Origin of the sequence: Tessaracoccus bendigoensis DSM 12906 (genome assembly GCF_900141915.1) — a bacterium.
In the GTDB taxonomy this organism is placed as follows: domain Bacteria; phylum Actinomycetota; class Actinomycetes; order Propionibacteriales; family Propionibacteriaceae; genus Arachnia; species Arachnia bendigoensis.
The window spans coordinates 16,451-29,784 of sequence record NZ_FQZG01000021.1 but is presented as its reverse complement, the minus strand read 5'-3'; the positions used below and the strand labels follow the sequence as shown (position 1 = coordinate 29,784).

At 66.8% G+C, this 13,334-nt stretch carries 13 protein-coding genes; 9 read left to right on the top strand and 4 right to left on the bottom strand.

Features of this window, described 5'->3' with window-relative positions:
* Position 1 precedes the first annotated feature (1 nt).
* The 5 genes from groL to BUC15_RS07145 all read left to right on the top strand — a co-directional run bounded on the left by groL (position 2) and on the right by BUC15_RS07145 (position 5,387).
* On the top strand, positions 2 to 1,591 hold the full coding sequence (gene groL / locus BUC15_RS07165) for a chaperonin GroEL (RefSeq protein WP_073186852.1): 1,590 nt from the start codon (positions 2 to 4) through the stop codon (positions 1,589 to 1,591).
* 114 nt (positions 1,592 to 1,705) lie between these two features.
* Positions 1,706 to 3,709: an ATP-dependent helicase gene (locus tag BUC15_RS07160; protein ID WP_175558266.1), complete on the top strand. Its 2,004-nt coding sequence runs from the start codon at positions 1,706 to 1,708 to the stop codon at positions 3,707 to 3,709.
* Positions 3,710 to 3,764: 55 nt separating this feature from the next.
* Positions 3,765 to 4,034 carry a hypothetical protein gene (locus BUC15_RS07155; protein WP_073186850.1) on the top strand — a complete coding sequence of 90 codons (270 nt, stop codon included), beginning with the start codon at positions 3,765 to 3,767 and terminating at the stop codon, positions 4,032 to 4,034.
* Complete coding sequence (locus tag BUC15_RS07150) at positions 4,031 to 4,411, top strand: type II toxin-antitoxin system VapC family toxin (RefSeq protein ID WP_073186849.1); 381 nt, start codon at positions 4,031 to 4,033, stop codon at positions 4,409 to 4,411. Before BUC15_RS07155 ends, BUC15_RS07150 begins: the two co-directional genes overlap by 4 nt.
* Positions 4,412 to 4,499: 88 nt before the next feature.
* The gene (locus BUC15_RS07145) at positions 4,500 to 5,387 is read left to right on the top strand and encodes a fructose bisphosphate aldolase (RefSeq protein ID WP_073186848.1); all 888 of its coding nucleotides are present in this window, start codon (positions 4,500 to 4,502) and stop codon (positions 5,385 to 5,387) included.
* 5 nt (positions 5,388 to 5,392) lie between these two features.
* Here BUC15_RS07145 and bioB read toward each other — a convergent pair whose 3' ends face one another.
* The 3 genes from bioB to BUC15_RS07130 form a co-directional block, all read right to left on the bottom strand.
* Complete coding sequence (gene bioB, locus BUC15_RS07140) at positions 5,393 to 6,454, bottom strand: biotin synthase BioB (RefSeq protein WP_073186847.1); 1,062 nt, start codon at positions 6,452 to 6,454, stop codon at positions 5,393 to 5,395.
* Between the two features lie 93 nt (positions 6,455 to 6,547).
* A complete protein-coding gene (locus BUC15_RS07135) occupies positions 6,548 to 7,630 on the bottom strand; it encodes a branched-chain amino acid aminotransferase (protein ID WP_073186846.1) in 1,083 nt (360 codons plus the stop codon).
* 29 nt (positions 7,631 to 7,659) lie between these two features.
* A complete protein-coding gene (locus tag BUC15_RS07130) occupies positions 7,660 to 8,424 on the bottom strand; it encodes an SDR family NAD(P)-dependent oxidoreductase (protein WP_073186845.1) in 765 nt (254 codons plus the stop codon).
* Between the two features lie 240 nt (positions 8,425 to 8,664).
* Between BUC15_RS07130 and BUC15_RS07125 the strand changes: the two genes are divergently transcribed.
* Positions 8,665 to 9,459, top strand: coding sequence for a hypothetical protein (locus BUC15_RS07125; RefSeq protein ID WP_073186844.1), 795 nt, complete (start codon positions 8,665 to 8,667; stop codon positions 9,457 to 9,459).
* 76 nt (positions 9,460 to 9,535) lie between these two features.
* Here BUC15_RS07125 and BUC15_RS07120 read toward each other — a convergent pair whose 3' ends face one another.
* A complete protein-coding gene (locus tag BUC15_RS07120) occupies positions 9,536 to 9,811 on the bottom strand; it encodes a DUF1540 domain-containing protein (RefSeq protein WP_073186843.1) in 276 nt (91 codons plus the stop codon).
* Between the two features lie 372 nt (positions 9,812 to 10,183).
* On the opposite strand from BUC15_RS07120, the gene guaB reads away from it, so the two are divergent.
* The 3 genes from guaB to BUC15_RS07105 are packed head-to-tail and all read left to right on the top strand — an operon-like array spanning position 10,184 to position 13,067.
* The gene (guaB, locus tag BUC15_RS07115) at positions 10,184 to 11,653 is read left to right on the top strand and encodes an IMP dehydrogenase (RefSeq protein ID WP_073186872.1); all 1,470 of its coding nucleotides are present in this window, start codon (positions 10,184 to 10,186) and stop codon (positions 11,651 to 11,653) included.
* 8 nt (positions 11,654 to 11,661) lie between these two features.
* The gene (locus tag BUC15_RS07110) at positions 11,662 to 12,762 is read left to right on the top strand and encodes a GuaB3 family IMP dehydrogenase-related protein (RefSeq protein ID WP_073186842.1); all 1,101 of its coding nucleotides are present in this window, start codon (positions 11,662 to 11,664) and stop codon (positions 12,760 to 12,762) included.
* Positions 12,762 to 13,067 carry a chorismate mutase gene (locus BUC15_RS07105; protein WP_073186841.1) on the top strand — a complete coding sequence of 102 codons (306 nt, stop codon included), beginning with the start codon at positions 12,762 to 12,764 and terminating at the stop codon, positions 13,065 to 13,067. The genes BUC15_RS07110 and BUC15_RS07105 overlap by 1 nt, the downstream gene beginning before the upstream one ends.
* The last annotated feature ends 267 nt before the right edge of the window (positions 13,068 to 13,334 follow it).

Here is a 13,334-nt window from a genome sequence, read left to right as displayed (position 1 = left end):
AATGCCTAAGATTCTCGCATTCGACGAGGAAGCCCGCCGCGCGCTTGAGCGCGGTGTCGACGCCCTCGCCAACACCGTCAAGGTGACGCTCGGCCCCAAGGGTCGCTACGTCGTCCTCGACCAGAAGTGGGGCGCGCCGACCATCACCAACGACGGCGTCACCGTCGCCAAGGAGGTCGACCTGGAGGATCCTTACGAGGATCTCGGCGCCCAGTTGGCCAAGGAGGTCGCCACCAAGACCAACGATGTCGCCGGTGACGGCACCACCACCGCAACCGTGCTGGCCCAGGCCATGGTCCACACGGGTCTTCGTGCCGTGGCCGCCGGTGCCAACCCGATCGGCCTCAAGCGTGGCATCGACCAGGCCGTCCAGGCCGTCGAGGCCAAGCTGCTCGAAATCGCCCGCCCCGTCGACACCACCGCCGACATGGCGTCCGTCGCCACCATCTCCTCGCGCGACGAGCAGATCGGCGACCTGATCGCCGAGGCCTTCGACAAGGTCGGCAAGGACGGCGTCATCACCGTCGACGAGTCCAACACCTTCGGCACCGAACTCGAGTTCACCGAGGGCATGCAGTTCGACAAGGGCTACCTCAGCCCCTACTTCGTCACCGACGCCGACCGCATGGAAGCCGTCCTCGAAGACCCGTACATCCTGATCCACAGCGGCAAGATCTCGTCGATGAACGAGCTTCTCCCGCTGCTGGAGAAGGTCATCGCGGCCAAGGGCACGTTGTTCATCGTGGCCGAGGACGTCGACGGCGAGGCCCTCTCGACGCTCGTGGTCAACAAGATCCGCGGCACCTTCACCTCGGTCGCCGTCAAGGCTCCCGCGTTCGGTGACCGCCGCAAGGCCATGCTGGAAGACATCGCCATCCTCACCGGTGGCCAGGTCGTCGCTCCCGAGGTCGGCCTCAAGCTCGACCAGGTCGGCCTCGAGGTACTCGGTCGCGCCCGTCGCATCGTCGTCACCAAGGACAACACCACCATCGTCGACGGTGCGGGCGAGTCCTCTGAGGTGCACGGCCGCGTCGCGCAGCTTCGCGCCGAGATCGAGCGCACCGACTCCGACTGGGACCGCGAGAAGCTCCAGGAGCGGGTCGCGAAGCTGGCCGGCGGCGTCTGCGTCATCAAGGTCGGCGCCGCCACCGAGGTGGAGCTGAAGGAGAAGAAGCACCGCATCGAAGACGCAGTCTCCGCGACGCGCGCCGCGATCGAGGAGGGCATCGTCGCCGGTGGCGGCTCGGCCCTAATCCATGCCGGTGCCGTCCTGAAGGACAACCTCGGCCTCACCGGTGACGAAGCCGCCGGTGTGCAGGTCGTCGCCAAGTCGCTGGTCGAGCCTCTGCGCTGGATCGCCGAGAACGGCGGCCAGGCGGGCTACGTCATCACGACGAAGGTCGCCGAGCTGGAGGTCGGTTTCGGCTACAACGCCCGGACCGACGAGTACCAGAACCTCATCGAGAACGGTGTCATCGACCCCGTCAAGGTGACCCGTTCGGCGCTCGCCAATGCCGCCTCGATCGCCTCGCTGCTGCTCACCACCGAGACCCTCGTGGTGGACAAGCGCGAGGACGAGGACGACAAGTGATCCTCTGATCCGCCGAGAGGCCCCGGACCTGGTGGTCCGGGGCCTCTTCGCTTCTGGTCGAAGGCGGCTCGCGGCTCCAATGCGATGTCGGCACCTTCATGTAATATCGAACGCATGCTCGACACAGTGACCGCGGACCTTGACGACGCTCAGCGGGAGGCGGTCGACCACGACGCAGGGCCGCTGGTCATCGCGGCCGGCGCAGGCACGGGCAAGACCCGCACCCTCACCGCCCGGGTGGCGCGGCTGATCGATTCGGGCGTCGCCCCGGAAGAGATCCTGCTGTTGACCTTCACCAGGCGGGCCGCCGCAGCCATGACGAGCCGGGCCGCCGCCCTGTGCGCGAACCCCGCCGTGACGCAGCGGATGTGGAGCGGCACCTTCCACGCGGTGGCTCACCGGATCGTCGCCGAGTACTCGCAGCACCTCGGGCTGGAGGACGTCACCGTCCTCGATCCGGGCGACGTCACCGACCTGCTTGACCTCCTCCGAGAGGAGCACGGCCTGACAGGCACGCAGCAACGGTTGCCTACGTCCCAGACGCTCGCCGACATCTGCTCCCGCGCGGTCAACACCGGCGTCCCCACGCGCAAGGTGATGGCCGACCAGTTCCCCTGGTGCCTGGAGCACGCCGACCGCATCAACGAGCTGCTGAAGGCCTATGTCACCCGCAAGCGCGACCGGGGGCTGCTCGACTTCGACGACCTCCTGATCTACTGGCGGGCACTCCTGGCCGACCCGTTGGTCGGCGACCGGCTGCGTGCGCGGTGGAACTGGGTGCTCGTCGACGAGTACCAGGACGTCAACCAGATCCAGGTCGACATCGTCAGGCTGCTCCGCCCGGACGGTTCCGGGCTCACGGTCGTCGGCGATGACGCCCAGGCCGTCTACGGCTTCCGCGGCGCCACCGCGGAACACCTGTTGCGGCTACACGAGGACCTCGGTGGCTCGACGCTGGTGCGGCTGACCCGCAACTTCCGCTCGAGCCAGCAGATCCTCGACCTGGCCAATGTGGTGCGGCCCGGTGAGCTCCGGCTCGACCTGGTCGCCGACCGCGGCCCCTGCGGACCGCTGCCGGTCCACGTGCAGTGCGCCAACGCCGACGACGAGGCCCGGCAGGTCGCCGACGCGGTGCTGGCCGCCCACCAGGACGGCATGGATCTGCGTGACCAGGCCGTCCTCTTCCGAACCGGCACGCACAGCAACCAGTTGGAGATCGAGCTCCGGGTGCGAGGCGTCCCCTTCCACAAGTACGGCGGGATCGGCTACCTCGAGACCGCCCACGTCCGCGACCTCATCGCGGCCTTCCGTGTGAGCCTCAACCCGATCGACGAGATCTCCTGGTATCGCCTCCTGACGCGCCACCGCGCGCTCGGCAAGGTTTCGGCACGCGTGCTCGCGGCCCGCCTGGTGGAGGGCACCGACCATGGCGACATCGTCGCAGAAGCCCCACCGAAGGCCAGAACCGCGCTCGCCAACACCCTCGACCTGATCCGCGCCGCCGCTGCCACCCGGATCCCGGCGGTACAGGTGGAGGCCTGTCTGAAGGCGGTCGAGCCGTTGCTGCGGCAGCACTACGTCGACTGGCCGAGGCGCGCCGCCGACGTCGACGGTGTCGCCCGGGCCGCCGCCGGGCAACGGGATCTCCGCTCCTTCATCGCGGAGGCCACGATCGACCCGACGTCGGTGTCGGGGGATTGGGCGAAGAAGCCACACCTCGACGAGGACCACCTGACCCTGTCGACGATCCACGCGGCCAAGGGACTCGAATGGCGCTCGGTGCATCTGCTCAGGGCATCCGACGGCGCCCTGCCGTCCGACATGGCGCTATCCACCGCAGAGGGTTTGGCCGAGGAGCAGCGGCTCTTCTACGTAGCCACCACCAGGGCGCGTGACCGGTTGACCATCTACTCGCCCATGCGGCTGCCGGTGCATCCCACGAGCCTCCACTCGCGGCACGTGTTGGCAAAGCCGAGCCGGTTCCTCACTGACAAGGTGCTCAAGGCGATGGAGTCGACTCTGTCGCCCGGTGTTCAGGCACCCGCATCCGCCGGTGCGTCGGGGGGTTCGGTGGCTCCAACGGTAGCCGTCCCTGATCTGGGCGAGCTGTTCGGGTGAGCCTGCCGTGGTCGACCCGGTGTGACACTGACTGCCTCGGTGTTACACTTGCGGTATGCCGACCACCAAGCCCCGCCATGCGCTGACCGAGACCAGCGAGGTTTCCGCGGCGCTTGAAGCTGCAGCCCGTCGGTGGCCCGAGGATCGTGGTGAACCCAACCGGCTGCTCAGGCACCTCATCGAGGAGGGACGGCGCAGCATCGAGGCGGAGGCGGCGAGCGAGCAGTCGGACCGGCTGGCCGTCCTGGCGCGCGTGCGAGGCGCCTACACGGGGATGTATGAACCGGGCTACCTGGCCGAGTTGCGTGAGGAATGGCCCGAATGATCGTCGTCGACGCCGGGGTGTTGATCGCCCTTCTCGATGCCGCGGATGCACACCACGAGGCCGCAGCCCTGATGTTCACGTCGCACATAGGTGATGAGATCGTGATCGGTCCCATCAACCTCGCCGAGGTGCTCGTCCGTCCGGCACGCAACGGCCGGGATGAGGCGGTGCTGTCCGACATCCAGGCTCTGGGGGTGCGGGTCCTACCTCTGCCGGGCGACGCGCCGCTACGACTGGCACGCCTCCGCGCCGAGACGGGGGCGAAGATGCCAGACTGCTGCGTCCTGCTGACGGCCGAGCAGGCAGGGGCAGCGGTGGCCTCCTTCGACGAACGCGTGCGAAGTGCGGCGACATCGCGTGGAATGACTGTCGTCTGAGCCGGGTCGTCCCTTCCTGGGAGAGGTAGACTGAAGGGTCCACTCAGGGGCGCCCCGACGAAGAGGCGCCAGAAAGTTGGGAGGGACCATGAACGACGCACGATTCGAGCGGATGGGCAAGGGTAAGGGATTCATCGCAGCCCTCGACCAGAGCGGGGGCAGCACCCCCGGGGCCCTGAAGAGATACGGCATTGCCGAGGACCGCTACTCAACCGATGAAGAGATGTTCGACCTGGTGCACGCCATGCGCGAGCGCATCGTGGTCAGCCCGTCCTTCACAGGCGAACACATCCTCGGCTCGATCCTCTTCGAGAAGACGATGGACCGCACCTTCGCAGGGGTTCCCGCAGGCGATTACCTCTGGGAGCAGAAGTCCATCCTGCCGATCCTCAAGGTGGACAAGGGGCTGAGGGAAGAGGCCGATGGCGTGCGCCTCATGAAGCCGATCGCGGACCTAGACGGCCTCCTGGTCCGTGCCAAGGCGGCCGGCATGTTTGCCACGAAGATGCGCTCGGTCATCCAGGCAGCCGGGCCTGCGGGCATCGTCGCGAACGTGGCGCAGCAGTTCGACATCGGGCGCCGCATCGCCGCGACCGGGCTGGTGCCGATCCTGGAGCCGGAGATCGACATCCATTCACCTGACAAGGCCGAGTGCGAACGGATCCTGCTCGAGGAACTCCTGCGCAAGCTGGATGAGGGTGGCTTCGAGGCGCCGCTCATGTTCAAGCTCACCCCGCCGGAAGTCGACGACTTCTACCGTCCCGTCATCGAGCATCCCGCCGTCCTGCGCGTCGTCGCACTGTCCGGCGGGTACTCGCGTGAAGATGCCAACAAGATCCTTGCCCGCAACCACGGCCTTATCGCGAGCTTCTCCCGGGCGCTCACCGAGGGGTTGGCCGAGTCGATGAGCGCCGAGGAGTTCGACCAGACGTTGCTCGACTCGATCCGGTCGATCTACGACGCGTCCATCACCTGACGGGTTCAGGCGTTCGCCGCCACCGGGGTGCCTGCGCCGCGGGCCCTCGGTGTCGTCGCCGGGAGGTGGCCAGCCTCGCCCCTGGGCCCCGCGCCCCAGATCGTGAAGCCCAGGTCGGCGATCATGGCCAGGTCTTGCCCGCCTGGCTGGCCCTCGCTGGTGAGGTAGTCGCCGAGGAAGAGCGAGTTGCAGATCTCCAGAGACAGCGGCTGCAGCGAGCGCAGGTGCTGCTCCCGGCCACCGGCGACCCGGACGTCGGCCGCGGGATGCACGAACCGCACCATCGCCAGGATCCTGAGGCACTGCATCGGGGTGAGTTCCTCATGCCCCGCCAGCGGGGTGCCGTCGAAGGGCATCAGGAAGTTCACCGGCACGGAGTCCGCGCCGACGGCGCGCAGCGCGAAGGCGACCTCAACCAGCTGCCCCGGCGTCTCACCCATGCCCGCGATCAGCCCGGAGCAGGCGCTCATGCCGTGTTCCCTGGCGTGCTGCACCGTCTCGCGGCGCTGTTCGTAATCGTGGGTCGTGCAGATGTTGGCGTAGTGGGATTCGGCCGTGTTGAGGTTGTGGTTGTACGCGTCGGTGCCGCGGTCGGCCAGAGTCTCGGCCTGGCCTGCGCTCAAGATGCCGAGGCACGCGCACACCTCGACCCCGGGATGGTCCTGTTTGAGTGTCGAGACGATTTCTCCCACACGGGCGACGTCACGGTTGCTCGGGCCTCGCCCGGATGCGACGAGGCATACCCGTCGCGCGCCCGCCGCGATACCAGCTTCGGCCGCCGCGAGCGCCTCCTCGTTGCTCAACCACGGGTAGCGCAGGATTTCGGCCATGGAGCCGAGGCGCTGCGAGCAGTAGAAGCAGTCCTCCGGACACTTCCCGGACAACAGGTTGACCAGGTAGTTCACCTTGACCTGTGTGCCGTGGAAGTGTCGACGGATCCGCCCGGCCGCAGCGACGAGCGGAAACAGGAGGGCGTCGTCGACCTCCAGTATCCGGTGGGCTTCCTCGGTGGTCAGGTCGCCTCCGGTCAGGATCCTGTCGGCCAGCGAATCAAACCAGTGAAACATCGAAACTCCCTAGTGTTTTGAACAGTGTTCAAAACACTAGGGCATGGTGTCGGATGACGCCCGGCCGGGGTCCGGATCGTGGCTGGTGCAGCTTCAGACGATCCGGGTGGTCCAGCCGTGAACATCCTCGACGCGGCCGTATTGGATGTCGGTCAGTTGCTGACGAAGTCTGAGGGTGGTCCCGCCCGGCGATCCGTCGCCGACGACGTGGCCACCGTCGGCGTCCTTGAGCATCCCGACGGGTGTGATGATCGCCGCGGTGCCGCATGCGAACACCTCGGTGAACCGCCCGGTGTCGATGCCGTCGAACAACTCGTCCAGCGTTATCCGACGCTCCTCGATGGTGAGGCCGGACGCGGCCGCCAGCTTGAGGATCGCGGATCGGGTTACCCCCTCGAGGATGGTGTCGGTCAGCGCGGGGGTGATCACCCGGTCGTCGGCGGTGACGACGAACAGGTTCATCCCACCGAGTTCCTCGACAAAACGGTGCTCCACCGCGTCCAGGAAGCCAACCTGGCTGCAGCCCGCAGCCTCGGCCTCCAGCTGGGCGACCATCGAGGCGGCGTAGTTGCCTCCGCACTTGGCGAACCCCGTCCCACCGGGGGCTGCCCGCGTGTAGTCGCGGGTGAACCAGATGTCGACCGGCTGCACACCGGTGCCCCCGAAGTAGGCGCCCGACGGGCTCGCGATGACGGCGTAGGTGACCTGAGTGGAGGGCTTGACCGCCAGGATCGGCGATCGCGCGAACATGAAGGGCCTGAGGTACAGGCTCTGCTCCTGCCCGGTCGGCACCCAGTCTCGCTCAAGCGTGACTAGTTGGTCGATGCTCGCCAGGAAGTCCTCAACCGGAAGCTCGGGAAGGCCGAGCCTGCGGCAGGACCGCTGAAACCGGTCGGCGTTGACCTCGGCGCGAAACCGCCAGATGGACCCGTCACTGTGGGCGTAGGCCTTCAGGCCCTCGAACGCCTCCTGGGCGTAGTGCAGCACCGCCGACGCCGGGTCGAGTTCGAAAGGCCCGTAGCCGACGATGCGATGGCCGTGCCAGCCGAGTTCCGCCGTCCAGTCGACCAGTGCCATGTGGTCGCTGAATGTGGCGCCGAAGCCGGGGTCGGTCAATGCCGAAGCCCTCATCTCTGGAGTGGTGATCTGGGCCGGATGCACGGTGAACTGGGTCATGGCCTACCTGGGTCTGTTGGATTGGTTGATCAGAGTCTGCCGCCGCCGGCGACGTCGATACACGCCCCGCTGAGGTAACTGGCCCTGTCGCTGGCGAGGAACGCGACGATGCCGGCCACCTCTTCCGGCTCGCCGAAGCGGCCGAGCGGGATGGTTGCGGACTGTTCGGCGAAGAACTGGGCCTCGGGTAGATCCGGAGCTTGCCGCGCGTGGATGTTGGCCCACTGGGGAGTCCGCACGCTGCCGATGTTGACGGCGTTGACCAGGATCGCGTACCGAGCCAACTCCTGGGCGAGGGTCTTTGTGAGGTTCTGCCCTGCAGCCCGGTTTACCGACGTGGAGAAGAATCTGTAATCGGGGGCCTCGGCGAAAACGGACCCGATGTTGATCACGCGTGCGGCCCCGGAGCGCTTGAGCCAGGGGAGCGCGTACTTGATGGCGCGAAACCAGCTGAGCACCTTGACGTTGAAGTCGGCGACGAGGGCCTCCTCGGTCAGCGTCTCGAACGTTCCTGGGTGTGCGCCGCCGGCGTTGTTGACCAGGACGTCGAGGCCGCCCATGTCATCGGCCGCCCACTCCACGAAGTCGGCGAGCTGGTCCGCCTCGCGCACGTCGACGGCCCGGCCGGCAGCGGACGGGCCGAACTGAGCGGCAGCCTCGGCGATCTCCGGTTCGCTGCGGGCGCAGATCCTGACGGTCGCACCCTCGGCCACAAACTCTCGGGCGATGGCCAGACCGATGCCCTTCGACGCGCCCGTCACGATGACGCGGCGCCCGGAGAGTCCGAGTTCCATGGCGTGCTCCTTCGCCGTAGATCCGCAGGCCAGTTCCGCCTGTGTTGCAAGGGTGTTGCCTGTTCCGACTTTAGCGTCGACTGTCCCCCGCGGAGGCAGCGGAGGCAGCGGAGGGTGTCTCACCGCCTGAACGTGGTTTTCTTCAGGGCGGATCATGAGTTAGGGTGTCCTCAGTCGCAATACTGAAACGAATGTGTTGCGTAAACTCGTGGTTGGCCACGGGGACGGAGGGAGTGCCGGATGACCATGTCGTTCGAGATGCCGACGGTCGACTTGCCGCAGCGGGCGAACGCGCTTGCGCACAGGTTGCTCGGGGGAGCGGGGGCCGCTTCGCTGGACGCTTACCGGTTGGGCGAGTGCCTGTCCTTCGTCGCGCATGGTGTGGCCGGGGACGGCTCCCTGGTGGTCGCCGCCCGGTCAGATGGGGCGCTGGGTGCGGTCGAGCCGGACGTGGCCGTCGATGTCCGGCTCGACATCGTCAAGCAGGCCCCCGACCCGAGCGTCCCCATCGTGGCCGCATCCCTGCACCTTCTGGGCTCGCTGACTTGGGTCACCGAAGTCGAGGCTGGGTGGATCGACGGCTTGCCCCCACTGGTGTCGGCGATGACGGCCCTCCCCGGGGTCCGGCTCGGGGTCATCGATATCGAGCGCGTCGTCTTGCATGACATGTCGGGTGCGACCCCGATCGAACTGGACCAGTTGAGCTGCGCCCCGGCGGCGGTCGGTGACGAGTATGCCGGGTTTGAACTCGTGAGCCGACACGACCAAGCGACGCTCAAGGACCTGTGCTGGTCCGTCATGGTCGGGGCCACGCCCGGGATCGTGGTCAGCAAGGCGGCTCTGCCCAACGTGTGCCCGCACAATGCGGACAAGGTGTTCTGTGTCGACGTTGACGCCCTCGGTGTGACGCTGATGCTGGTTGGCAGCAGTGAGACGCTGGTTGTGTTCGCGGCCTTCGGTGCCCCGGCCGAATCGGCTGAGGGCCTTCGTGGGTGCGTCAGCGACCTGATGTATTCGGCCGCTCTGGCCGCCTGAACCGGAAGATGAAACGCGCCCGAACCTGATGGTTCGAGCGCGTTTCAATGCCTCTGGGGCGACCTGTCGGTCGGGGTCAGCGCACCTCGTACGATGTGCAGGCCGCGGTGTCGGAGATGTCGATTCCTTCTGCGCCGCACATCAGGTTTGAGTTGTGCATGCATTCCAGGCGCTGGCAGGCGCCGACCTGGCCGTGCGCGACCGGCAGGCCGCCGCGGGCGTCAAGGGTGATGAAAGTGGCGCAGGTGGCGCTGTCTGTGCCTGCGATGGTGACGGCGAACGCCGTGCAGCCGCCGTCGTTGTAGGCGCACGATGTGGTGGCGCAGGATTTCACTGCGGTAATGGTGCTCATGGCTACCCTCCTGGTGGCTGGAATGTCTCGAATTAGGAAACATCCTAGGTGTCGCGCGCGCGTTCCGCAAGTGAATATTGCGCGGTATTGGCAGGCGATTTCAGGCGTGGCGAGCGCGAATTGGCGTCGGTTTGCATTGTCAAAATCAATGTTGCGTAAATAGTGCGGTCCGGGCGAGCTTGTGTCGGCTTTCTGTGAGTCGTCAGCGAGCAGGGCCTCTGCCGCTTCTCCTGTCCGGGCGACCGGCGGGTGAGCATTGGGGCGCGCGCGTGCCGCCGGGCTAGACTTATGGTCGCGAACCCGTCCCTGAGCGAGAGGTGTCAAGTGCACGACGAGTTGACCGGGGCCGGGGTGCCCGCGCCTTTTGCCGCGATGGGGCTGACCTTCGACGATGTACTGCTGCAGCCCAACCAGTCCGACGTGATCCCTTCGCAGGCGGATACGGGCACGCAACTCAGCCGACGCATCCGTCTGAACATCCCGCTGGCCTCGGCCGCGATGGACACGGTCACCGAATCGCGGATGGCCATCGCCATGGCCCGCGAAGGTGGCATCGGTGTCCTGCACCGCAACCTGAGCATCGAAGACCAGGCCCACATGGTCGACCAGGTGAAACGTTCCGAGGCCGGCATGGTCAGCGAACCCGTCACCGTAGGCCCCGACGCGACCCTCGCAGAGGTCGACGAGTTGTGCGCCACTTACCGCATCTCTGGGGCACCCGTCGTCGATGAGGGCGGCATCCTGCTCGGCATCATCACCAACCGTGACATGCGCTTCGAGGATGTCGGCAGCCGCCCTGTCCGCGAGGTGATGACCCGCATGCCGCTGGTCACCGCCCCCGTCGGTGTCTCCAACGACGACGCGCTGGGGCTCATGGCCCAGCACAAGATCGAGAAACTCCCGATCGTCGACGGCTCAGGACGGTTGAAGGGGCTGATCACCCTCAAGGACTTCGTCAAGGCCGACAAGTACCCCAACGCTGCCAAGGACGACCAGGGCAGGCTCCGTGTCGGCGCCGGCGTCGGTTTCTTCGGCGACTCCTGGGAACGTGCCATGGCGCTCGTGGCAGAGGGGGTCGACTGCATCGTCGTCGACACGGCCCACGGGCACAGCCGTGGCGTCGTCGACATGATCAAGCGGCTGAAGGCCGAACCGTCGGCCGCGCATGTCGACATCATCGGGGGCAATGTCGCAACCTATTCGGGCGCCAAGGCCCTCGTGGAGGCCGGTGCCGACGCCGTCAAGGTCGGGGTGGGCCCTGGTTCCATCTGTACCACGCGGATCGTCGCCGGTGTCGGTGTCCCGCAGGTGACCGCAATCTACGACGCTTCCCGGGCTGCTCGTCCCGCCGGGGTGCCGGTCATCGGCGACGGTGGCCTGCAGTACTCCGGCGACATCGCGAAGGCGATCGTGGCCGGTGCCTCTACGGTGATGCTCGGGTCGCTCCTGGCTGGTTGCTCCGAGAGCCCCGGCGATCTCGTTTTCATCAACGGCAAGCAGTTCAAGAGCTACCGTGGCATGGGCTCGCTCGGTGCGATGGCCGCCCGCGGACGCAAGGCCTCCTACTCGAAGGACCGCTACTTCCAGGGCGACGTCACCTCCGACGACAAACTCGTGCCCGAGGGCATCGAGGGTCAGGTCGCGTTCCGGGGCCCGTTGGCTGCGGTCGCCTACCAGCTGGTCGGCGGGTTGCGTCAGTCCATGTTCTACTCCGGCGCGGCCACGGTGGCAGAACTTCAGGAACGGGGCCGCTTCGTGCGCATCACCAGTGCTGGTCTGCGCGAGTCGCATCCCCATGACATTCAGCTGACAGCCGAAGCGCCCAACTACTGGGAGCGGTGAGGAATCCGATGTACGAACTTGAACGCAGCAAGCGCGCCTCAAAGGCCTACAGCTTTGACGACGTGGCCATCGCGCCCACCCGTCGCACCCGCAGCGTGAGCGAGGTCGATCTGAGTTGGAAGATCGACGCCGTCACGTTCGACATCCCGATCGTCGCAGCCCCGATGGATTCGGTGATGTCGCCGTCCACAGCGGTGCAGATGGGAGAGATCGGCGGGCTCGGCGTGCTCGACCTCGCCGGTCTGTGGACCCGTTACGAGGACCCGCAGCCGCAGTACGAGCTGATCACGCAGGACTGCGACCAGGTGACGGCCACGCGCCGTCTTCAGGAGATCTATGCCGAACCGGTCAAGGGGGAACTGATCCGCGACCGGTTGGCCGAGTTGCGCAAGGCCGGGGTCCCTGTCGCAGGGTCCCTCTCGCCGGCTCTGACGCAGGAGTTCGCCCCCGTCCTGGAACAGGCCGGGATGGACTTCTTCGTGGTCCGAGGTACGACGGTGTCGGCCGAGCATGTCGGTGGTGAGGACACGCTCAACCTCAAGGAGTTCATCTACCGCTTCGACACTCCGGTGCTGGTGGGGGGAGTCGCGACGTATCGTGCGGCGCTGCACCTGATGCGTGCCGGGGCGGCGGGGGTGCTTGTGGGCTTCGGCGGCGGCGCCACCCACACCACGGCCGACGTGCTCGGAATCGAGGTGCCGATGGCCTCCGCAATCGCCGACGTGGCCGAGGCCCGCCGCGACTACCTCGAGGAGTCGGGAGGCCGCTACGCCCACATCATCGCCGACGGTGCGGTAGGTACTTCTGGGGCGATCGCCAAGGCGATCGCGTCGGGAGCCGACGCCGTCATGGTCGGCTCGCCACTGGCTCGGGCCACTGAGGCCCCAGGCCGCGGCTGGCATTGGGGAGCCGGTGCCTGGCACGCGACGCTCCCGCGGGGCGAGCGCTCCTTCTTCGACCAGGTCGGCACGCTGGAAGAGGTCGTCCTGGGTCCTTCACACGTTCCCGACGGCACCATGAACCTGGCCGGCGGACTGCGGAAGGCCATGGCCTTGACGGGTTACACCGACGTCAAGTCGTTCCAACGCATCGACCTGATCCTCCGCTGATGTGTCCGCAGGACGAGGCCCGTGCTGAGCTTCTCAGGTTGAGGGGAAGCATCGACAACATGGACTCCGCCCTGGTTCACCTGCTCGCGGAGCGGTTCAAGGTGACCAAGCGGGTGGGTGAGCTGAAGGCTGCGGCCGGACTGCCACCGGCGGACACCGAGCGTGAGGCGCAGCAGATCGCGCGGTTGCGCGCGCTCGCCGTCGACGCAGACCTGGACCCGGAGTTTGCGGAGAAGTTCCTCACGTTCATCGTCACCGAGGTCGTCCGGCACCACGAGCGGTTGGTAGCCGAACAGAGGGAGTAGCGCCTCGCGCCACCAGCGGTTTACGCTCGTCACCAACCTTCTTCGCTCATTACCAACCTTCTTCGCTCGTTACCAGCGTTATGGCTGGTTACCAGGGGTGTTTCGCTGGTGTCGCGCCATAGTGTTGGTGTCAACGGCATTTCGCCGGTGTCGGGAATCGTCCGCGGGGGCGGGTTGTCAAGTCAATTGAGACGACGTTCGAAAAGGTCGTGGCCATTTGTGGGCGAGCCAGGCGTCGTCGACGATGGTTGTCTGGCTCGGACGTCG